Consider the following 19,119-nt stretch of genomic DNA (forward strand, 5'->3'; position numbering starts at 1 on the left):
GCGCCTAAAACTCTTATTAGGAAATGTTGTGGATTCTTTAACTCAAGCAGTGTTAGGCGCAACAGTCGCTGGCGCTGTTGCCGGAAAACGCTGTAATGCCAAAGTTTTGATCGCAGGCGCTGCGCTAGGCACCTTGCCAGACTTAGATGTGTTGATTGATTATGGCGACGATATTAACAACGTCATCAAACACCGTGGATTTTCACATTCTATTTTTGTGCTAAGCGCCTTTTCATTCATTATGGCGCTGCTAATCGATAAGTTTAAACCTATTGCCAACTGGAGTTTTTATCGCTTATTTGGGTTAATTTCTGCCGCACTTATTACCCATCCTTTGCTGGATTTTTTTACCAGCTACGGCACTCAATTAATCTGGCCACTTGAAGGCTATTTTAGCGCCTCGAGTATTTTTATCATCGATCCAGCCTATACACTTCCGCTCATTATTGCGTTGTTTCTAATAAGGCTCGACTATCAAAAAGCCCGTAAACCTGCGGTTATTGCCCTCAGCTTCTCGACGCTGTATTTAGGTTGGGGTGTTATTGCCAAACAAGTTATCCATCAGCGAGCGCTATCCAGCCTCGCCGAGGCAGGCATTACTAGCGACAAAATATTCATTACTCCCACAGCTTTTAACACTATTTTATGGCGCATTGTCGTGATAGATGGAGAAACTTACTGGGAAGGTGAAAGTTCATTTCTAGACCAATCGCCAAAGGTTGATTTTGAAGCTCGAGAGCGTCATAAATGGCCGATTCAACAGCACCCTCAGTTATTGGACAGTTACCTATTCTTCACTCATGATTTAGTGCGCTATCGCGAACAAGACAATCAATTAATCATTTCCGATTTACGCATGGGCACAGCACAACAGGCGGCTTTTGAATTTGTTTTTGCCACACGCGACCACAACAATACTTGGCAACTTGTTACGCCAACACGCTATGAATCAGATCGCTTTAACGTCGATTTAAAAGCCTTTGGCCAACGTATCTTAGGGAATAAAAAGCCCAATAGTTCAACGCTAATAACTCACGAAGAAAATCAGCAATGATGGTTAAAAATTCACTTATTTGTTGCGTTATTCTCGTTATCGTTAGTGGCTGTACCATCAAGCCAGCCACTAACAACGCAGCATTACAAAACAGTAAAATAGCGATTCAACTAACACCCCACCCAGAAAGTAAATTCAATCAGGTAACTGCCAGCTTCACGGTTAACACAAGTAAAGAAACGGCATTTAAAGTGATTTCAGATCTCGCTAAAACGCCTTTGTGGTTAAAAGAAGTGTCGTCGATACGCACACTTAAAATCTATGATTTTAACAACTTCCTATTACAAACAATTCTCGATAGTCCGTGGCCTTTTAAACCCCGTGAAACCATTACCTGTGTCACCACTAGTTTTGAAGATTTAACGATAGATATTGCGATAAAAAGCTGTAATAAACGTCACCCAGAGTCACACAACGCTGTAAGAATTTCTCAGTTAAACTCTCATTGGCAAATTACCCAGATTAACGATACCTCGGTAAACGTCCAATACAGTGCATGGTTAGATCCAGCTGGTAATGTTCCGGCGTATTTCTTCAACCGACAACTACCAACTCAAACCAAGCGCTCAATGAGACTCCTTAAACAGCTCATTGAAGATACTAACAACGTTAAATAATCTCCAATAAAAAACCGCAGTAGGCTAAGCCATACTGCGGTTTTGGTAAATAAAGCTAACTTAACCCGAATTAAGACTAATGATGTTTCTGTGTCACTAAATCAGTCAAACAAGAAATCACATGCGAGCTGGCATTCTCCGCTTCTTGGAAGTGGTAAACAATGCCGTCAAAGACATCATCATTACGCAGCCAATCTTGCTTAACCAGATCCATGGCCTGATGAATATTGCCATGAACCTTAGCGTGGTGCCCATCGAGCTGGTTAAATGCCGGCAGGCCTTTAAATAGCGTTTGTCCCTCGCCTTCGAAATACCACTTACCGAGGCGACATGAATGATGATCAACTTCAACGGCTTTAGCTTCAACACCTTCGCCGTCCTGCTCAACGGCGATGTAAGCGTTTTGCATATATACGATATGGTCAAGTTTAACCAAAGAAGCAAAGGCGCGATCTTTCGTTTTAGTCACCAAGTTAATGGTTTGATCTGCTGACTGAGCAACCAGCTCGAAATTGGTATAGAAGTTACCAATTTCCTCACCGATAAGCTTAGCACTGCTGCTTACTTCAACCGTCTGCTCTACCATGCGATCAACTTTGCCAGTGAGATTATTAATAACATCGGCGATCTCGGCAGTCGATTTACGCGTTCTATCCGCTAGGTGTCTAACCTCATCAGCAACTACCGCAAAACCTCGACCAGACTCACCAGCACGCGCCGCCTCAATGGCCGCGTTTAGTGCTAGCAGATTCGTTTGCTCTGCAATATCGCTAATCAGTTTAACCGTTTCAGCAATACGGCCGCTTTCATTAGCTAATACATCAACGGTTTCTTCAACAATCACCATCCGCTCATTCACTTGATCAACCGAGCTCTTGAGCTTAGCAACAGTTTGGCTGCTTTCATCAGCGCCGCGCTTACTCTCAGAAGCGATAGCCGAAACATCATCCATATCAGTCGAAAGGTGACTCATCTCAGCTTGAGTATTCTTAAGGTTAGTCAGTAAATTCGTGGTATTAAGATGATGCATTTCACTTAACAGTCTATTTTGCCTCGCAAAAGTATCAGCCTTTTCCATCGCCGCAATTGCGGTATTGGTTTTGGCCATAATGCTAGCAAACTCACCTGGTAAGCCCTGAAGGTTACCACGGCGATAGAACTCGGCGCGACCCGCGCGCTCAAAGCTGTTCGACAACTCTTTAAAATTAACCTCAACAATGTCGAGAAATTCATTGAGCTCCCACGCAACTTTACCAACTTCACCCAATCCTTTAGTGCCTGTAACACGAACGTGAGTCTTTCCGGCAATTGCATCGTTAAGAGTTAAATAGATCGCCTTTAGTGCATTAATTGGCTGTCGTTGATCGATGTATGCATATATTGCAAAGGCTACAGCGAGCAAAGGTGGAATGACACTCCACAAGCTAATTCCGTTGTACCAAATGCTGTTCGCAGCTACCAACAGGTTTAAAATGACAAAAACCACACAAACGATTAAAAGTTTCTGTGTTAAAAAAGGAATATTTTTACTGACTTCACTAGTATGTCTAGGCATGATTTTCTTCCCTACTCTTGTTCGTACAACTTAAGAACATATTGCTCATAAGACATATTGTGCTCTTGGCGTAAATGCTGTTCTAACCATTCCCAAGACGCTTTTGCTGCCTGCGAAGGACTGGTCTTGCGCTCGATTTCATGCATTTGCTGATACACAGCTTCCATCGTTTTTAAAGCATGGCGCGGTGGTAGACGGCGCACCGAGAAAAACCCCTGAATTTCATCTTGCACCATATCAGGGGTAATGTTGGCAAACACCCAATAATAATTACCTTCGGCGGTGAGGTTTTTTACAAAACCAAAAAATTCGCGTTTCGCTTTTAGCGTCTTCCAAAGTGCGTAATAAACACCGCGCGGCATATCAGGATGACGAATTATATTATGCGGTTGACCGTGTAATACAGATTCAGGGAAGTTTGAAACTCGCATAAAAACGCGATTTGCATAGGTAATATTGCCTCGTAAATCCGTTTTACTAATAATGAGTTCATCTTTTTCGAATAAGACTTCGATAGGGTTTTCAGCCACTTTAATCACATTATTCTCTCTATTCTACATAATGGATATTTTAATAAATATTTAGACGCCAAAGTTTGATTGTAAACAATAAAGTCATCACAATCAGACGCCTTCTGACACACAAATGCAATCAGCGATTAGTATAAAATCAGTGATTTTCCCCGAACTTAGGAACTATATTCGCATACAGTTTGTGCTCCAATTTATAAACACGGTTTAATAAATAGTAGTAATTTACTTATAGTTGCACAAAGCCACTCCCTTATACTTAGATAATGCGATATATTTAGATACAGTGTTGATTAGTAAGAGTCTCTCGTGAAACATTCCAATATTGGACACCGCCCGTTTATTCTATCAGCCACGGCGCTGTTATCACCACTATTGTTATTTATAATCATTGCATTTGCTTCACTTACTATGCGCACTGGTCAGTTCGACATCAGTGAGTTATCTAACCAAAATGCCATTGCCATTCACAGTCTTGCTGTTTTAGTCATCTACGCAATTTATTACGGTATCGTAAAATCCGCCCGCCGCTGGATAACTCACCTCGATGACAAAATGACCGAAGCCAATCAAGCACTCGATGAGCAGAAAAAGCAATTAAAGTTAGAAACTTATCAACACCAACAAACCAACGTTGAGCTGCATAAGCTGCGTACGCAAGATCCACTGACAGAGCTCTATAACCAGAGCCACTTCGTACAACTGCTACACAACGAAATTGCCCGTTTCCGTCGTTACGAAAGTGAGTTTTCACTGCTGGTTATTGCAATAGATAATTTCGATAAGATTCATCACGAATACGGTAGCGAGTTTGCAGACTACCTCATTAAGAAATTCGCCGATTTACTGGAAAAACAGTTACGTGAGAGTGATATTCTCACCCGCTACGATCGCAATCACTTTGCCATTATCGCGCCAAGTACAGTGATTGATGATGCCATCACTTTTGCAAACCGACTGTGCAATCACATCGAAGTGAAAAAGCTTGATTATAAAAGTGTCGAATTAGACGTTACACTCAGCATTGGCGTAGTCGCACCATCTGCGGTTAAAGAAGTGACAACAGATAATCTAACCTCAATCGCCGATAAAGCCCTTCGCGCAGCCATTGAACAAGGCGGTAATCAAGCTGCTATTCTAAAATAATCCATCTGGCATATTTGTATACAAATAATGTAGAAATGTGCACTGCTTAAATTTCGTACCAATTTTATTATGTGTTTATCAATTTAATGAACCGCATCCGTTAGTGATGCCGAATGAGGTAAACATGTACAATTTTCCGAATATGCCCAATTTAAGCGGTAAAGTTGCAATAGTCACAGGCGCTAATAGTGGTACAGGATATGGCATTAGCTATCACCTAGCTAAACAAGGCTGTAAAGTCATTATGGCTTCACGTTCTCTAAGCAAGGTAGAAGAAGCTATTAAAAAATTACAAAGCGAAGTTCCTAACACTCAGTTAGAAGCTGCACAGCTAGATATTACTGATTTAGGCAGTATCGATACCTTCGTTGCTAAAATGCAGCAACAATATTCAAAAATCGATTACCTAGCCAACAACGCTGGCGCAGGTCATCATTCTTACATTAAAACCAAAGACGGACTTGAAGAGAACCTAACGGTGAACTACTTAGGCCACTTTGCGTTAACGACTAAATTACTGCCTTTATTACTCGACGGCAGTCGCATCGTTAACTTCTCAAGTATTGGTTACAAGCAGTTCCTTAAACACGATTTAGATATCGACAACCTAATGTGTACCGATGCAAGTACATACGATCAAATGCAAGAGTACTGTAAAGGTAAGTTGTGTTCTATTTTACACGCCGTGAAATTGCAGCGTGAATTCGAGCGTTTAGGCATTAGCTCACAGATTTCATCATGTCATCCGGGTAATGCACGCACAGAGTTGATGAATAAAGATCACAATAAATTACCGTTGCGTATTGCATTTAAGTACTTAATTGCTCCAATCATGAAAGTAACAGGTATGAGCCATAGCCTTTACGACGGTGCATTACCAGCCATAGAAGCGTTAATTACTGACGATTTACAAGCAGAGCGTGTATATTCGCCAAGTGGTAAAAACGAGTTCACAGGTAACCCAGTTCCATTAGAGATCGATCGCACGCACTTTAAAGAGCAAGATATCGACGCGTTATGGGATAAAACCCAACAACTATTGAACTTATCGGTTGCTGACTATCTCAAAGTCTAGCTCCAAAAATTCGGCGTAATACTAGGAAAATAATGAAAAAAATCGCATTAACTCTTTCGTTAGCTGTAATGGCAATACTATTACTTAGCAGTTGTGCTCGTACACCAGTGCAGCCACTAAATAACTCGACTAATTACTACCAGTATATTCAACCGAGTTTCGCCGAATACACCCGAGTAACCAGTGATTGGTTAACGTCTCATCGCGCTTACATTAGTGATGAGACTGCAACAGAGCTAGCCATGAACGCCCCTTACGCCGTTGAACCAACGCAGACGACAGACAAAGCGATTTTACTCGTTCACGGTCTTGGGGATTCACCTTATAGTTTTTCAGATCTCGCCACCACACTTAGTCAACAAGGGTTTTATGTCGAGGTATTACTCTTACCTGGTCATGGCAGCAATCCCAAGCATCTCGAGCTAATCGAATACAAAGATTGGCAACATATCGTCGATCACTACGCAAATCTACTCAAACAAAAGTACAAAAATGTTTGGCTCGGCGGTTTCTCAACTGGCGGTAATTTAGTGACGATTCACGCGATGGAGCAGCAAGGTATTGCAGGCTTAATGCTATTTTCACCGGGCTTTCAATCTCGAACCCCATTCCTTGAAAAATTAGCGCCACTAGCGGCATTGTTTATCGACGGTTACCGAGGAGTCGAAACTAACTTTGCCCGCTATAGCTCAGCACCGCTTAACGGGGCAATCGCCTATACCGATAGTGCCGATCGCGTACGTGAATTATTTGAGCAACACTCATTATCTATCCCAACACTAATCGCGGTAAGTGAAGCAGATAGCATAATTGATGCAGGGGCAATCAAAGGTTTTTATCGCACTAATTTCAGCCATCCAAATAACCGCTTTATTTGGTATGGCGATACGACAGAGCCAGTACCTAATATCAGTGTTAAGACAATGCGCCTGCCGCAACAAAAAATCACTACAGGATCTCACATGAGCATGCTATTTGCGCCTGACAACAGCTATTACGGTCGCAATGGGCGCAAAAAAATGTGTAATAACGGATTTGATAAAGAAGCTGCAAAACGCTGTAAAGAAGGCGCTGAGACTTGGTACAGCGCATGGGGCGTCGAAGAAGAGGGAAAAATTCACGCGCGCCTAACGTTTAATCCATACTATCAAGACTTAGCACGGCAAATGCAGCATGTCGCCAACTAAAGACTGTTATCCAAAAGCGCCACAACAGTGGCGCTTTTACTATCAAACTATTTCTTCACCTGTTTATTATCACTGACCACCATCATTTCACATTTCACACAGTCAAAAACTAATTTAAGTGTATCATTGCCGATTTCAATGGTCAGTGGTTCAGCCTTAATGTTTGGTACTTCTTTTGGACACAAGTTGAAGTTGTAACGCAAACAATGGCGAGTCACCATCAGCGGCGCATCATCCACTACTTTATTGAGCTCATAAGCATCTTCAATGTGAATCACGCCGTGTTCAGTGTAGAAATCACGGGCGCGTTGGTTAGCAACGTTATCTAAAAAGCTCAGGCTATTTGTTGGATACACGGCATCGTCATTGCGCTGCCACGCCTTAGGACGCACGTAATTTTCGATACGTTTAGCTTCAAGTGCGGCAATCGCATCGCGGCGCAAACCGTTTAACACCCCCGCAGGCATAAAGAATTGTTCAACGCCATTGGTAGTTAATTGCTTAAGGGTGAAGTCAGTACTACCTAACTTGCCAAGCTGCTTATTTAGAGTACTCAATGCGCGCTCGCTATCTTTGGCGGCTTGATGCTCAAATTCAGTTTCAACAGTTACCGCAGTACCAAAATAATCATCGACAGTTAATGCAAAACCGTTATCTGTGGTATTAAGCGCCATACCAACTTCGATAATACGCTTGCCAGATGGCTTCGCTAATAACGCTTCAAATTCATGATCGTGGTTACGATAAAGCTTCATGCCCACTTTTAGCGATTTCGGCAAATCGTTAACAAAGAGCTTGTTACCGTCGGCGCGGTTAACACGTAGACCTTCTGTTTTTTGGTCGCTGATTTGCTTTTTCTTGTGATCTTCAATGAAGTAACCCAAGCCATCGGCGTTGTTAAAGGTCATCTCTGAATCAACGGTGAAAAAGCCTTTGCCGATACTCGCTACAGTGCCGACTTCTTCCCCCATGTATTTCGGGGTTTGGAAATCGCTTAAACCATAACTGCGGTCGTTAACGAAATAATCCGTTTTACCACGGTTAAAGCTCTTATCAGGGTTTGGCGTGAAAGTATGCTCGGTGCGGCCATGTGACATATTCGACAACTCAGGGCGACGGGCGATAATCTTGTCCAGCTCTTGACGATAATGAGCAGTAATGTTTTTCACATAACTTAAATCTTTTAAGCGGCCTTCAATCTTAAACGAACGCACACCCGCATCGATTAGCGCTTCGAGATTATCGGTTTGATTGTTGTCTTTTGGCGATAGTAAATGCTCATTCTCAACAATGACTTCACCTTGACGGGTGGACATATTACACGGCAGACGACACATTTGAGAGCACTCACCACGGTTAGCACTACGGCCAGTGTAAGAGTGAGAAATGTTACAAAGACCACTGTAACTCACACAAATAGCGCCGTGAATAAAGAACTCCAACTGCATCTTGGTGTTTTTAGCTACCGCGCGAATTTGCGGTAAGGTCAACTCACGCGCTAGTACCACTTGGCTAAAACCCACTTGCTCTAAGAACGCCGCCTTTTCTGGCGTGCGGTTATCCATTTGCGTACTGGCATGCAGCGCAATTGGCGGGATATTGAGTTTTAAAATCCCCATATCCTGAATAATTAATGCGTCAGCGCCCGCCTCATAAAGCTCCCAAATGAGCTTTTCGGCGATGTCTAACTCATCATCTGTCATGGTGGTGTTAATCGCCACAAAAACTTGCGCGTTGTAACGATGGGCAAATTCACACAAACGCGCGATATCAGCTACTGTGTTGCCTGCACTATAACGCGCGCCAAACGCTGGGCCACCGATATACACCGCATCGGCACCATGTAAAATAGCTTCCATTCCGTATTCAGCATTTTTGGCAGGTGCTAATAATTCTAGCTTGTTGTTACCGACATCAATCGGCGTCAGAATGCGCGCTTCTTCAGACAGCGGCAGCGCTTGTGGCGCTTTTGGATCAAATATTTGTGGTTGGCTCATGACTATTTCATTGCTATATGGCGCTAGCGCGCTTGTATTTATGGCGCGCATTATAGCGTGTTATTGTGCAAATGGGATCTATGTTGCCAGTTCTGCGAGCACTGTCGAATATTGCAGCAATGCCCTACTTATTTTCCAAACGATTGTAGTCTAATAGCCCATGTTCTAATGGTTCATAGTCCTTAAACAGCTGATTAATGCGATCACTGTGTTGCCAAAATTGCGGATGAGTGCGGCGAATAGCAAACCTATCTAACAACTGCTTGTAATCTTCTTTCGACGTTAAACTCGCAACTGCATTAACAAAAGGCGTGATTTGCGCCTCGGTCAACTCAATAAATACGTTAGGGTAAGCGCCAATAAAGCCATTAACGACAGTCACAGTATCGCGTTTTGGCAAGCGTCGCTCCTGCTCATGCCCCAGTTCGGCCACATTTTTATGCGCGTTGTTGTGCAGCATCGAAAACACATGGCGTTGATTGTTTTCATCTACTACAGTGATCAACGATGTTTGCGCCAAATATTGTAAATTCTGCCCCTGCAAGGAATTTAACACCGCTAACTTACTCAAGGAGTCCGCATTCAAACCACTTTTAGCCAGTTCGAATTTATGCTCTAGGCTTGGCGCTAGATAGGCTTTGAGCTTTTGTTGTAACTCGCGATAAGTATCTTTGGTTTGGTAATCAATCCCAGTATCGGTATTGAGAATAACCTGACTATCGGTAAAGAACTTCTTCATCGTATCTGGATGATCTTGATACCACTTAGCCAGCAATTTAGCACGGTCACCTTTGGGTAATAGGCTCAGGAAATTAAACTCCCCTTCCATGCGTAAAAAATCCATAAATAAACGCGTTTTTAATTGATGCCCGTAATTGCCATAAACATCGAATCCCGCCACCAGCAAATAGTGTATTTGTTCTAGCAGTGGATAAGAAATCAACCACATGGTTTGTGGTGTTTCACCAATTAAACCATGCTCGACCGATGCCGTGTCATAATGTCTGAAGATGGTTAACGCGGCATTCTTATTGCCATTGTCACCATGCCATACGGTGTCTATTTTAGGTTTAAGGCCATCTGAATAAATTGAATTGATGTATTGTGTTTTAGCCTTGAGAAAGTCCATTTGTCTATCAGCGTATAGCAGCCATGACAACGCTCCGGTCGTACTACCCGATTCGGCGGGTAAATGAAGCTTTTTAGTAGCTTCGATAATAGACCCTTGATCTAAGGTTGCAATACGCTGTTTAACGTCACTTGCCAGCGCATCATCAGGCGCGACAAAGACCACCCAGAAGTGATCGTTAATCACATTGAGGGCGATTTGGCCGCGACAAACAGGCCCTTTAATAAAGCCCATGATGGTGAAACGCGCTTCTTCAAGCATAAAACGATAGCGCGTATTAGACGGAATTTGCGCGAAAGTCACAAAAGGATTAGACGCATTTTCTGGTTTGTAATCAGGCAGTTTGGTCACTGCGTAATTTTCGTCGATAAAACGTGCTTTTAACGTCGCTAAACGCTGGTTTGTCAGCACATAAGGCATATGAGTTTTCGACAAAATACTCTGGGTATTTTCGACTAAACGATAGTAGACGCGATCAACTTTAGGATCGTCAAACGGGCGAGTGGTGGCGATCACGTCAACTGGCTCACCGCTTGGTGTGCGCGAACGCACCAGCTTAAAGAAAGTACGCTGTGCCTTTACATCGTCAAAATATAAGTTCGCTAAAAACCAATGTTCATAAATATAACGCGCCATCAACTGCGCCTTAAGACTATCTTGATTTAAGAAAGTCTCCCATTGATTCACCCGCGCCACAATATCGTCAGCCAGTGTTTTTCTCGCCTTCACAGGAGCTCCAGCCGCAATCCACTGTGTTAAATTGTCGTATTCACTATCCGATAACCCCGGTAAACCAAAAGGCATGCCCCAGTGGGAAAAACCAGCCTCAAAAGCAGGTAATTCAGTGACTGTTGGGCAAAATTGATCACGATCTAGCGAAAAATCAAATTTATCACTATCAAGCGGCTGATTATCAAGAGGAAAACTATCTCGTTGTTGCTGTTTTAAGCTAAGGAGACGATGCATCACACCAGCTTCACGGTCGCCACTTGGCGAGCGCTCATTTAGCACCGGAAAAAAATCCTTTTCGCGCCATTGTGTAGGTGTTTGTGCGTCAATGAACAGGCGACTCGGCGCGGCAGCTAAAATGCGTGTACCGTTATAAACCAAAGCTTTACTCGCACCGCGACTTAACCCGTCATAAGAAGCGAGATTGAGCTGACACGGCGAATCATAACAGCCATGACACACCACACAGCGATTATCGAGAATTGGTTTGATATCTTGTTGGAAATCGAGCTTGGTTGGTGCAGTGGCCAAAACAGGCTGCTCGTAACGACGACTATCCTGCGGTCCCCAAAGTTTATCCAATTCTAAGCTTGGAATGACGGCACAGGCCCCTAAAAAAAGAGCGAGAAAAAAGGCAACAGACTTATTCATATTCTACATTGGCGACAAACTGATAATAGAAATATGGTATATCAAGCGCGCAATTCAAGAAACTGTGTTTAACCGATAATTACATGGATGGGACTTATCCCGCATATCCCGAGCAAAGTAATTACACTCTCCCACATCTCACAAGCGAGGCTAATTCAGCTCAGCCAACACCTTAGCGCGATTGTTATCGAGTAATTTTTGATAATCATCGCGCTTGAGTCCAGCATCGATAAAGAGTTGCAACATGATAGTTTCAGGATACAACTGCGCATTGTAATCTGGCAGCCAACCATCGTGCATTAGCCTGAGAATTAACGTTTGTGCTCGCTCTTTGTGGCCTCGAAATAACAACCAACGAGCATAATAAATATCTTGTAGTAAATATCCTTGCGTAAAGGTTCTATCTAGCAACTGCGCTAGTGCACTAACAGACTCAAACTTGCCACGCTTTGCCTGAAGTTGCACAAAATAGGCAATCAAATAAGCGTTATCATCTCCAATATCAACATCGCCGAATTTCTCTTGATGCAATAACTTATCAGCCAACTCAGGCCGCAAACGCAAAAACGCCTGATACACTTTTTCAGCATCTCCAAACTGCTCAAGCGCCATCAAATAGGCCCCAACATATCGCTGGGCATCTTGATGGAGTGCCATCCGCTTTTCGATTAACTCAATCACATCTTGATAGCGCCCTTGAGCGGACGCCAACGACATTTCAATAAATAGTTTGAATGAAAGATTAACTTGCTGACCTGCTAACTTTTCCAAGGTATTTGCCACTGCCGCATGATCACCCACTGCTAAGTGAATCAAAGCCTGTGTTAATTGATAAGAGTGTCGTTTTTCCATCAACGATGAATTCTGCTCTACCCATTTCAAAAACGCACGCGCTCGCTCAATCGTGATTGGCAAGAAATCCAACTCTTCAATAGCACGATCCGTATAATCAAACTGCAGACTCAATGCTCGGCGATAATAAAATCGCGCTTGTTTTTTGTTACCAGCATTTAAATAGGCATATGCCAAGCTTCGATTAACCGTTGGCGACATTGGCGCCAACTCATAAGCCGTTTGTGTCATACTCAAGCCTTGCTCATATTTCCCCATTCTGCGATTTTGCTCCGCATGCCAAACGTAACTAAAGGGATAATTAGGCGCGTTTTTAATTGCTTGTTTAAACAGTTCACTGGCCTGTTGTTTCTTTCCTTGCCTGCTCAACAAAAAGGCCTGCGCCGCCAACGCCTGTCCGAGTTCTGGCTCCTTAGACAAGGCCTGTTCTAACAGAGGGCGACATTTATCCAACGCCTGTTGCAATGACCAGTCGCTATAAATATTAAGCGAATGATAGGTATCGCATAGGCCGACAGCGGCTAGTGGAAATAACTGCCCCTGTCGCTGCATCTCTTCAAACACATCCTTGGCACGATTTAAAGCCTCGCTATTTCGTTGTTGCCATAAATGACGCCCCAACAAATATTGGTCAAAGGTTTTTCTATCAATCGCATCCTGCTTAAAAATAGAAGAAGTCGACGACTGTTCAAACACCGCTAGCAACCATTCGGCAATAGCGTTTTGCAGAAAAAACAAATCATTGGTATTACCGTCAAACACCTTAGCCAGAATCACGTCCTGACTTTCCACATCAAGCAACTGCAGAAAAACGCGAATATTGTCCGCCTTCTTATCAATGCGGCCAGTTATTATGGCTTGTGTCGTTGCATTTGATGGCGCTTGCCCTAGCGACACCACACGCAGCTTCTTGATTTGCATTAACTGAGTCAGCAACACATCATTTAACGCTACTAGTGAGTTAGCTTCATCAAGTCCCGTCGTGTCTAAATGTTGCAATGAAATTGATTTTATTTGAGCGATTTCAAGTGTCTTCGATGGTTGTTGAGAATCTAATAACCATTGTCCCGAAAGCAACACAATGAAAATGACCATGCAAGAAGCGGCAATCTGCCAATACCAAGGTCTCTGCATTTTTGGATTTAGCTCAGCATCGGCAGACGACAAAGAGGCGGAATCGTCACTATCTTTCTTATCGCAATCTAACTTAACGTCAATGAAATTGACCTCGGCAATTAAGCGATATCCTTTACCGGAGACTCGCTGAATGTAGGCAGGCTTAGCTGCCGTATCTCCTAATGCCTTACGCAGTTGAGCAATGGCTTGATACACAGAACTGTCACTAACAACCTGCTCTTTCCATACTTTTTTCATCAATGTTTTTAAATTAAGGGGCTCACCGCCACTTTCAACCAACACCAATAAAACAGCCATCACCTTAGGTACAAGAATCACTTCATGCTCGCCACAAGATAATTTATTGAGCTCGGGTTCAACTTTCCATTGCCCAAGCATAAAGGCCTTAGATGTATCCAAAAACTGCAAATCCACGATAAAAATTTCAAATATTCTATCAGATAAACTTTCTTTTACAGACTTTGTAACTCATTGTTTTAATTGCATTCAAAAAACTTTTAGAAATATTTCAACTAACTTTTAAGCATCTTTTTTCGATTAACGGCAATATCTTCCTCAATCGACAACCAACAAGAGAAAATTAATGATAATCACCAACCCACAACTCAACTTGCTAAAAATTCTGATACTGGCGAGTACCTTAACGGTAGGCAACTTTGCATTTGCAGCGCTACCAACACAGCCGACAGAAAGCGTACTCAATGAAAAAAATGTTTGGGATAACTCCTATAACAAGAAAACCAAACAGCGCTTTATTCCCGTCGAGCTATTCACAGGAGCTTATTGGGATGGCAAACACCAACTTGTTATGAAACCAGTAACCACAGTTGCTTGTTCTTCAGCTGGCGGCAGACCATGTGATAAATACTTCATAACAGGCCCATTTAAAACCACCGACAACACCACCAGCATTAGTTGGGTGGGTGATCAAATTCCTTATTACAAAAGAACCTTTTCAACGCGGCGCATGGGAGACGTTGTATCGCATTTCACCATTAACAATTCGAAAGATGGATTAGTCAGAATATTTGATAAGCGCAAAAGCTGGGGAAACAGAACCTACAGCGGATTAGGCAGCAAATTTCCATTGGGCTATTGGCGACAAGGAGAAATTCGCCATTATGATTCCAGAGCCCCCATTAGTATTGAAATATTAGAATTAAATGGGCCAGATAACTGCCTAACATTTCGCTGGATAATTGGCACAGGAAAACGACGTAATAGCGACAACAATTACACGTTTTGCCCTAACCGAGGTTTTACTAAAGTGAGTCATAATTACGGTGATTCGAAAAATAAGAGCAAACGTTTACCGTAAAGCAACTCAGCTTGCCGCATTAAAATAATGCTTAACCAGCTGATAAAAGCTACGGCTAACAACCAGTAACTGACAATGTAGTTACTTTGTAAAAACCCATTTAAAGATTGAAAATAGGCATTGACGAGAATATATGATAATAGAGAGCTCACAAAGCTAAAAAAATAAACTGTTGATATATATAACTTTAAGGTGTAGATTACATTTGCTACGAATCGTAGCTAAACACTTAAATAAAGGATTTATTATGTTATCAAAGTTTAAAAAAAGCCATTTTGTTCTTGCAGTTCTATTTACAGGCCTAACTGGTGCAGCAGTTAATGCAGCCCAACCTCGCCCAATTGCAGATTGTTTAAGAAACGGTGGTGAACTGGTAAAAGTGTATTTTTGTGACACAGTAGTTGGGGATGATGGGCAACCAGCTCAATATTGCTCATATGGCTATAAATGTGTTTACGAGTTAGGAAATGAAGGCCCAGCTAATAAAGTGACGCCACTTAATTTACAGCGCCGAGAAGATTAAGATCATACTAATTCACTTGAGTTAGTCTTCTCATCATTTAAAGCGAGAAAATTCGTTCTTAGTTTCTCGCTTTTTTGTGAAGAATAGAGAGCATATCAAATTAATTAATTTAATTACTGCCGATATCACTATTTAATTCCCATTTCAAACCATACCAACCGTTTTAAAATATCACGGAAAGTTTATCGCTAAAGGGAACGCAGACTCACTGCGCGGCAAACAACCATTTGCCAACAAAGCCGTGATTGAATTTCCGACAGAGCAGCACGCAAGAGACTGGTACAACAGCGAAGAATATCAAGCCCTAATTCCACTGCGTAGCCAAGCGTTAGACTGTCAGTTTCACTTAACGCGTGGGGTGTAAAACCCTAAATTAAGCGCTATTTAGTCAATAAATAGCGCCTTTATCTAGGCTGTATCATTATGCTATTTCTCAAAACCAAGTTAGTTTAGCAACACCTTGTCGCTTTTATCCAAGACCAACGGATGAAAACAACATATCATCTTGTATTCAAATTAATTAAGGGATTTATGCATGAGCGAATTAACATTCAAATACACCATTCTTTATGTGGCAAACGTAGCTGACACACTGGCATTCTTTGAGAATGCGTTTGGCTTTAAACGCACCATGCTCCATGAAAGTGGCGACTATGGCGAACTAGATACAGGCAACACAACCCTGTCTTTTTCATCACTCGAACTCATGACGGATATCGGCAAAAATCCCGCTAAGGTTGACGCATCAAAACCAACCTTCGAGTTAGCCTTTCAAACAGAGGATGTTGCAGGTGCATTAGCAAAAGCCATTGCAGCTGGCGCAACGCTGGTTCAAGACGTTGAAGAAATGCCGTGGGGACAAACCACTGCTTATGTGTCAGACAAAAATGGTTTTCTCATTGAGCTGTGTTCACCAATTGCTAGCTAATCATAACCCGCGCTAAACAGTTGGCTTATTGAGCTGGGCGCAGTTCGAATTGAAGATGGCGTTGTGTTAAACCAACGCTTTAACTCTCGGTTCATGTGCGACTGATCGGAATAACCGTAAATATCAGCGATTTCTGCAAACGACTTCTCTCCCGTAATCGCCCGTGCAGTCCTCCGTGCCCGCGCCAGTAAAATCCAATACTGAGGCGAACGATTTGTATGGCTTATAATGAGCCGTTGTAGCGTTCTAGCACTAACACCTAGCTCTTTTGCCACCATAGCGACAGAGGCAACATCAGTCGCCAAACAATCAAGCGCCTCAGACACTGCACCATTGATGTTCGTCGTGTCAGACAACAGCGATGGAATATCATCAATATTCCCGTCATTGCCACTTAGCGCACTCAGCAACTTATCTTCGGCAATATCAACTCCCGCTCTTAACCGAAAGCCCACCAGCGTAGAGCCAGATTCAATTGAAACGGTTTCAGCAGAGTCATACAGCGGTGATACAAGCCAGGTGGGTTTATCGTTTCCGACAACTTTCATAATGAGATCACGACAACCATCTGGCAACACAACCGCTGTGCTACTTTCCTTAGCATTCACCTGCCAAGATGCTAATAGATTGCTGTCGTTAAATTTATTCATTTAGTTGATGCCGAATAGAGATAATTCGCTAATTAAAAGAATGATAAGAGGCGACGACTTAAAACAATTTATCGACATTCATCGATGCTACACGCTCAAACTCATCAATAATGTGTTTTACAGTGCTTTCTTCCGCAAATAGAGTACAGCCAGTATCGTAAGTAAAAGATAACATTGAGCCCTGTAACTGAGTCGCAACAGTTATTACTGGCCCATCAGTACTATATAAACCACATTTAAAAACGTCTCCTTTACGATCGTTAGTAAGCCTTCCAATTCGAGCTAGCTTAAGAAAATCATTGTTATCTAATAAGTTTATTAAACTGACAAATGCGCCATCAAATAATTTACCGCGATATGCACCTTTCTTTTTCACATATCTATGGCCAATGAATACGAAGCTATCATCAGGAAACACATAGAAATCAAATACTGGACAAGGCCCGAAACAAGCATGGCGCGAGAATGAAACTACCTGTGTTTCTTTTGGGTGATAATCGACAATACGCTCTATCTTTGGCTTCCATTCACCTCTTTCAGGAAATACAAAAATCAAAACTGTGCTGGTGATTGTTAGCACAATTAGCAGCGCAATGATAATTACTGATCTTAGAAACATTAAGGCTCTCTGATTATTTGGCGTTTAAGGAGTTCACTAATAATTGGCGCAACACCTCTAAGAATAAAGATAACTACATAATTATCAATGATAAAATCATGTCTCTCCGAATTTCTAATACTCACAACGATTCTGTAATAAATAATCGTATGATATTATCGCGCTATTAAAACGACGATTATTAATGGATTAAAAATTGATTTTAAAAGACAAGGTTATTTCTCCTACCACTTCTCCAACCTTAAAAGCAGGTCAAAAACAAGAACAAGATGTAGCTTTCTTTTTGCGTCGACATTTCAAAGACGACAAAAATATTTTAGTTTTTAATGATATAAAAATAACTCATAACGAAGAAACTGCTCAAATTGACCACCTAGTTCTTTACCCATACGGCTTTGTTCTGATCGAGTCGAAAAGTATTACCGGCGAGGTTTCCGTGAACAAGCAAGAAGAATGGTCTCGTAGTTATAACAATCAATGGCGCGGCATGCTCTCGCCAATAAAGCAGGTTGAACTTCAGCAAAAGCTTCTCAGAGAACTGCTCTATGAACGACGAGCTGAGATCTTAGACACCTTCTTATTAATGCAACAAGGATTTGGTGGTCGTTGTTGGGACAACATTTGCGCTGTGTCTTCTAACGCGATAATCAATCGCGAACAGATGCCTGAAAGCATCTCATCGAAGCTCGTAAAATCAGAGTTTTTGGCGGATAAATTAAAAGCCATCATGAAAATCCGTAATCCGGTGCTAAACATGGTCAATATCTTAGATTCAAGACCAGCCTTTAACGCGCAAGAAATGAAATCTATCGCCGACTTTCTGCTAGCCAACGATCAATCAGAATTAAAAGCCAAAGTAGATAAGCCTTTAGAAAACGAAGAAATGATCACTGAGCCCTTACCGGATTATCAAAGCAACAAGCCCCAAGCTGACACTAAAGCGCAAGTTGAAACCAGCGAAAATACAGCGCCTTCTGTAGCGCAGACAGCTAGCCCTCAGGTTATCCAAATTCATTGCTCTAAATGTAACGAAGAAAATCAGCTGACCGCTAAAGCTGGAAAGTTTGGATACTATTTCAAATGTGGCGCATGTGCAGCTAACACATCAATGAAGGTCCCTTGTCCAAGTTGCCAGAACAAAAAGACAAAGGTAAGTAAGAAAAAAGAGAGCTACAAACTGATATGCGAAGCTTGTGATACTACGACGGAAATTGCTACGTAGATGTATCAAAGTGATTATCGAATTGCTTTGTTAGCAGCGCGCTTTAGGTTGGTGTAATAGTTAAGAGTATTGGGCGCTATTTAGATGGATAATTAGCGCTTCTACGAAGATTAGTTATTAATATAATGATAGTTTTTGTGGCTAAACTAATTTCACGAGTAACAATATAATTATCAAAAATAAATTTAAGGCTGTCCCCC

Annotated in this window: 17 protein-coding genes; 10 read left to right on the top strand and 7 right to left on the bottom strand. The window is 42.1% G+C overall.

The features are described from left to right. Window positions 1–28: 28 nt before the first annotated feature. Together MHM98_RS03330 and MHM98_RS03335 are read left to right on the top strand one after the other, a co-directional pair. Window positions 29–1,054, top strand: coding sequence for a metal-dependent hydrolase (locus tag MHM98_RS03330; protein ID WP_239437820.1), 1,026 nt, complete (start codon window positions 29–31; stop codon window positions 1,052–1,054). Further along, window positions 1,051–1,671 carry an START domain-containing protein gene (locus MHM98_RS03335; protein ID WP_239437821.1) on the top strand — a complete coding sequence of 207 codons (621 nt, stop codon included), beginning with the start codon at window positions 1,051–1,053 and terminating at the stop codon, window positions 1,669–1,671. The genes MHM98_RS03330 and MHM98_RS03335 overlap by 4 nt, the downstream gene beginning before the upstream one ends. A gap of 76 nt (window positions 1,672–1,747) precedes the next feature. Here the strand turns inward: MHM98_RS03335 and MHM98_RS18730 are convergent, their stop codons facing one another. Beyond that, window positions 1,748–3,226, bottom strand: coding sequence for a methyl-accepting chemotaxis protein (locus tag MHM98_RS18730; RefSeq protein ID WP_275441376.1), 1,479 nt, complete (start codon window positions 3,224–3,226; stop codon window positions 1,748–1,750). An 11-nt stretch (window positions 3,227–3,237) separates the two neighbouring features. Next, window positions 3,238–3,765: a PAS domain-containing protein gene (locus tag MHM98_RS03345; RefSeq protein WP_239437822.1), complete on the bottom strand. Its 528-nt coding sequence runs from the start codon at window positions 3,763–3,765 to the stop codon at window positions 3,238–3,240. Between the two features lie 300 nt (window positions 3,766–4,065). Here MHM98_RS03345 and MHM98_RS03350 point away from each other — a divergent pair, with 300 nt between their 5' ends. The 3 genes from MHM98_RS03350 to MHM98_RS03360 all read left to right on the top strand — a co-directional run bounded on the left by MHM98_RS03350 (window position 4,066) and on the right by MHM98_RS03360 (window position 7,164). Continuing rightward, the gene (locus tag MHM98_RS03350) at window positions 4,066–4,902 is read left to right on the top strand and encodes a GGDEF domain-containing protein (RefSeq protein ID WP_239437824.1); all 837 of its coding nucleotides are present in this window, start codon (window positions 4,066–4,068) and stop codon (window positions 4,900–4,902) included. A 124-nt stretch (window positions 4,903–5,026) separates the two neighbouring features. Beyond that, window positions 5,027–5,977: an SDR family NAD(P)-dependent oxidoreductase gene (locus MHM98_RS03355; RefSeq protein WP_239437825.1), complete on the top strand. Its 951-nt coding sequence runs from the start codon at window positions 5,027–5,029 to the stop codon at window positions 5,975–5,977. A 32-nt stretch (window positions 5,978–6,009) separates the two neighbouring features. Then, window positions 6,010–7,164: an alpha/beta fold hydrolase gene (locus MHM98_RS03360; protein ID WP_239437826.1), complete on the top strand. Its 1,155-nt coding sequence runs from the start codon at window positions 6,010–6,012 to the stop codon at window positions 7,162–7,164. A 47-nt stretch (window positions 7,165–7,211) separates the two neighbouring features. On the opposite strand, the gene MHM98_RS03365 is transcribed toward MHM98_RS03360, so the two are convergent. The 3 genes from MHM98_RS03365 to MHM98_RS03375 all read right to left on the bottom strand — a co-directional run bounded on the left by MHM98_RS03365 (window position 7,212) and on the right by MHM98_RS03375 (window position 14,058). Then, a complete protein-coding gene (locus MHM98_RS03365; RefSeq protein WP_239437827.1) occupies window positions 7,212–9,161 on the bottom strand; it encodes a U32 family peptidase in 1,950 nt (649 codons plus the stop codon). A gap of 124 nt (window positions 9,162–9,285) precedes the next feature. After that, on the bottom strand, window positions 9,286–11,670 hold the full coding sequence (locus MHM98_RS03370) for a fatty acid cis/trans isomerase (RefSeq protein WP_239437828.1): 2,385 nt from the start codon (window positions 11,668–11,670) through the stop codon (window positions 9,286–9,288). Window positions 11,671–11,820: 150 nt separating this feature from the next. Continuing rightward, the gene (locus MHM98_RS03375; RefSeq protein ID WP_239437829.1) at window positions 11,821–14,058 is read right to left on the bottom strand and encodes a winged helix-turn-helix domain-containing protein; all 2,238 of its coding nucleotides are present in this window, start codon (window positions 14,056–14,058) and stop codon (window positions 11,821–11,823) included. Between the two features lie 184 nt (window positions 14,059–14,242). Between MHM98_RS03375 and MHM98_RS03380 the strand changes: the two genes are divergently transcribed. The 4 genes from MHM98_RS03380 (at window position 14,243) to MHM98_RS03395 (ending at window position 16,428) form a co-directional block, all read left to right on the top strand. Further along, the gene (locus MHM98_RS03380) at window positions 14,243–14,977 is read left to right on the top strand and encodes a hypothetical protein (protein ID WP_239437830.1); all 735 of its coding nucleotides are present in this window, start codon (window positions 14,243–14,245) and stop codon (window positions 14,975–14,977) included. A gap of 247 nt (window positions 14,978–15,224) precedes the next feature. After that, window positions 15,225–15,500: a hypothetical protein gene (locus MHM98_RS03385; RefSeq protein ID WP_239437831.1), complete on the top strand. Its 276-nt coding sequence runs from the start codon at window positions 15,225–15,227 to the stop codon at window positions 15,498–15,500. A gap of 151 nt (window positions 15,501–15,651) precedes the next feature. Further along, entirely contained in the window at window positions 15,652–15,864 is a 213-nt protein-coding gene (locus MHM98_RS03390) for a DUF1330 domain-containing protein (RefSeq protein ID WP_343229204.1), read from the top strand. A gap of 171 nt (window positions 15,865–16,035) precedes the next feature. Then, window positions 16,036–16,428 (top strand): VOC family protein, encoded by a 393-nt coding sequence (locus tag MHM98_RS03395; protein WP_239437832.1) that lies wholly within the window; start codon window positions 16,036–16,038, stop codon window positions 16,426–16,428. On the opposite strand, the gene MHM98_RS03400 is transcribed toward MHM98_RS03395, so the two are convergent. Beyond that, the gene (locus MHM98_RS03400) at window positions 16,425–17,078 is read right to left on the bottom strand and encodes a helix-turn-helix transcriptional regulator (protein ID WP_239437833.1); all 654 of its coding nucleotides are present in this window, start codon (window positions 17,076–17,078) and stop codon (window positions 16,425–16,427) included. The genes MHM98_RS03395 and MHM98_RS03400 overlap by 4 nt on opposite strands. A gap of 58 nt (window positions 17,079–17,136) precedes the next feature. After that, window positions 17,137–17,697, bottom strand: coding sequence for a DUF6438 domain-containing protein (locus MHM98_RS03405; protein WP_239437834.1), 561 nt, complete (start codon window positions 17,695–17,697; stop codon window positions 17,137–17,139). Between the two features lie 196 nt (window positions 17,698–17,893). Here MHM98_RS03405 and MHM98_RS03410 point away from each other — a divergent pair, with 196 nt between their 5' ends. Then, the gene (locus MHM98_RS03410) at window positions 17,894–18,919 is read left to right on the top strand and encodes a nuclease-related domain-containing protein (protein WP_239437836.1); all 1,026 of its coding nucleotides are present in this window, start codon (window positions 17,894–17,896) and stop codon (window positions 18,917–18,919) included. The last annotated feature ends 200 nt before the right edge of the window (window positions 18,920–19,119 follow it).

This window comes from Psychrobium sp. MM17-31 (assembly GCF_022347785.1).
Taxonomy (GTDB): Bacteria; Pseudomonadota; Gammaproteobacteria; order Enterobacterales; family Psychrobiaceae; genus Psychrobium.

Bases quoted from the DNA above. Each gene is read 5' to 3' on its own strand.
- MHM98_RS18730 (WP_275441376.1), bottom strand. From the start codon at position 3,226: ATGCCTAGACATACTAGTGAAGTCAGTAAAAATATTCCTTTTTTAACA.
- MHM98_RS03400 (WP_239437833.1), bottom strand. From the start codon at position 17,078: ATGAATAAATTTAACGACAGCAATCTATTAGCATCTTGGCAGGTGAAT.
- MHM98_RS03360 (WP_239437826.1), top strand. From the start codon at position 6,010: ATGAAAAAAATCGCATTAACTCTTTCGTTAGCTGTAATGGCAATACTA.
- MHM98_RS03405 (WP_239437834.1), bottom strand. From the start codon at position 17,697: ATGTTTCTAAGATCAGTAATTATCATTGCGCTGCTAATTGTGCTAACA.
- MHM98_RS03370 (WP_239437828.1), bottom strand. From the start codon at position 11,670: ATGAATAAGTCTGTTGCCTTTTTTCTCGCTCTTTTTTTAGGGGCCTGT.
- MHM98_RS03385 (WP_239437831.1), top strand. From the start codon at position 15,225: ATGTTATCAAAGTTTAAAAAAAGCCATTTTGTTCTTGCAGTTCTATTT.
- MHM98_RS03355 (WP_239437825.1), top strand. From the start codon at position 5,027: ATGTACAATTTTCCGAATATGCCCAATTTAAGCGGTAAAGTTGCAATA.
- MHM98_RS03380 (WP_239437830.1), top strand. From the start codon at position 14,243: ATGATAATCACCAACCCACAACTCAACTTGCTAAAAATTCTGATACTG.
- MHM98_RS03335 (WP_239437821.1), top strand. From the start codon at position 1,051: ATGATGGTTAAAAATTCACTTATTTGTTGCGTTATTCTCGTTATCGTT.
- MHM98_RS03365 (WP_239437827.1), bottom strand. From the start codon at position 9,161: ATGAGCCAACCACAAATATTTGATCCAAAAGCGCCACAAGCGCTGCCG.
- MHM98_RS03395 (WP_239437832.1), top strand. From the start codon at position 16,036: ATGAGCGAATTAACATTCAAATACACCATTCTTTATGTGGCAAACGTA.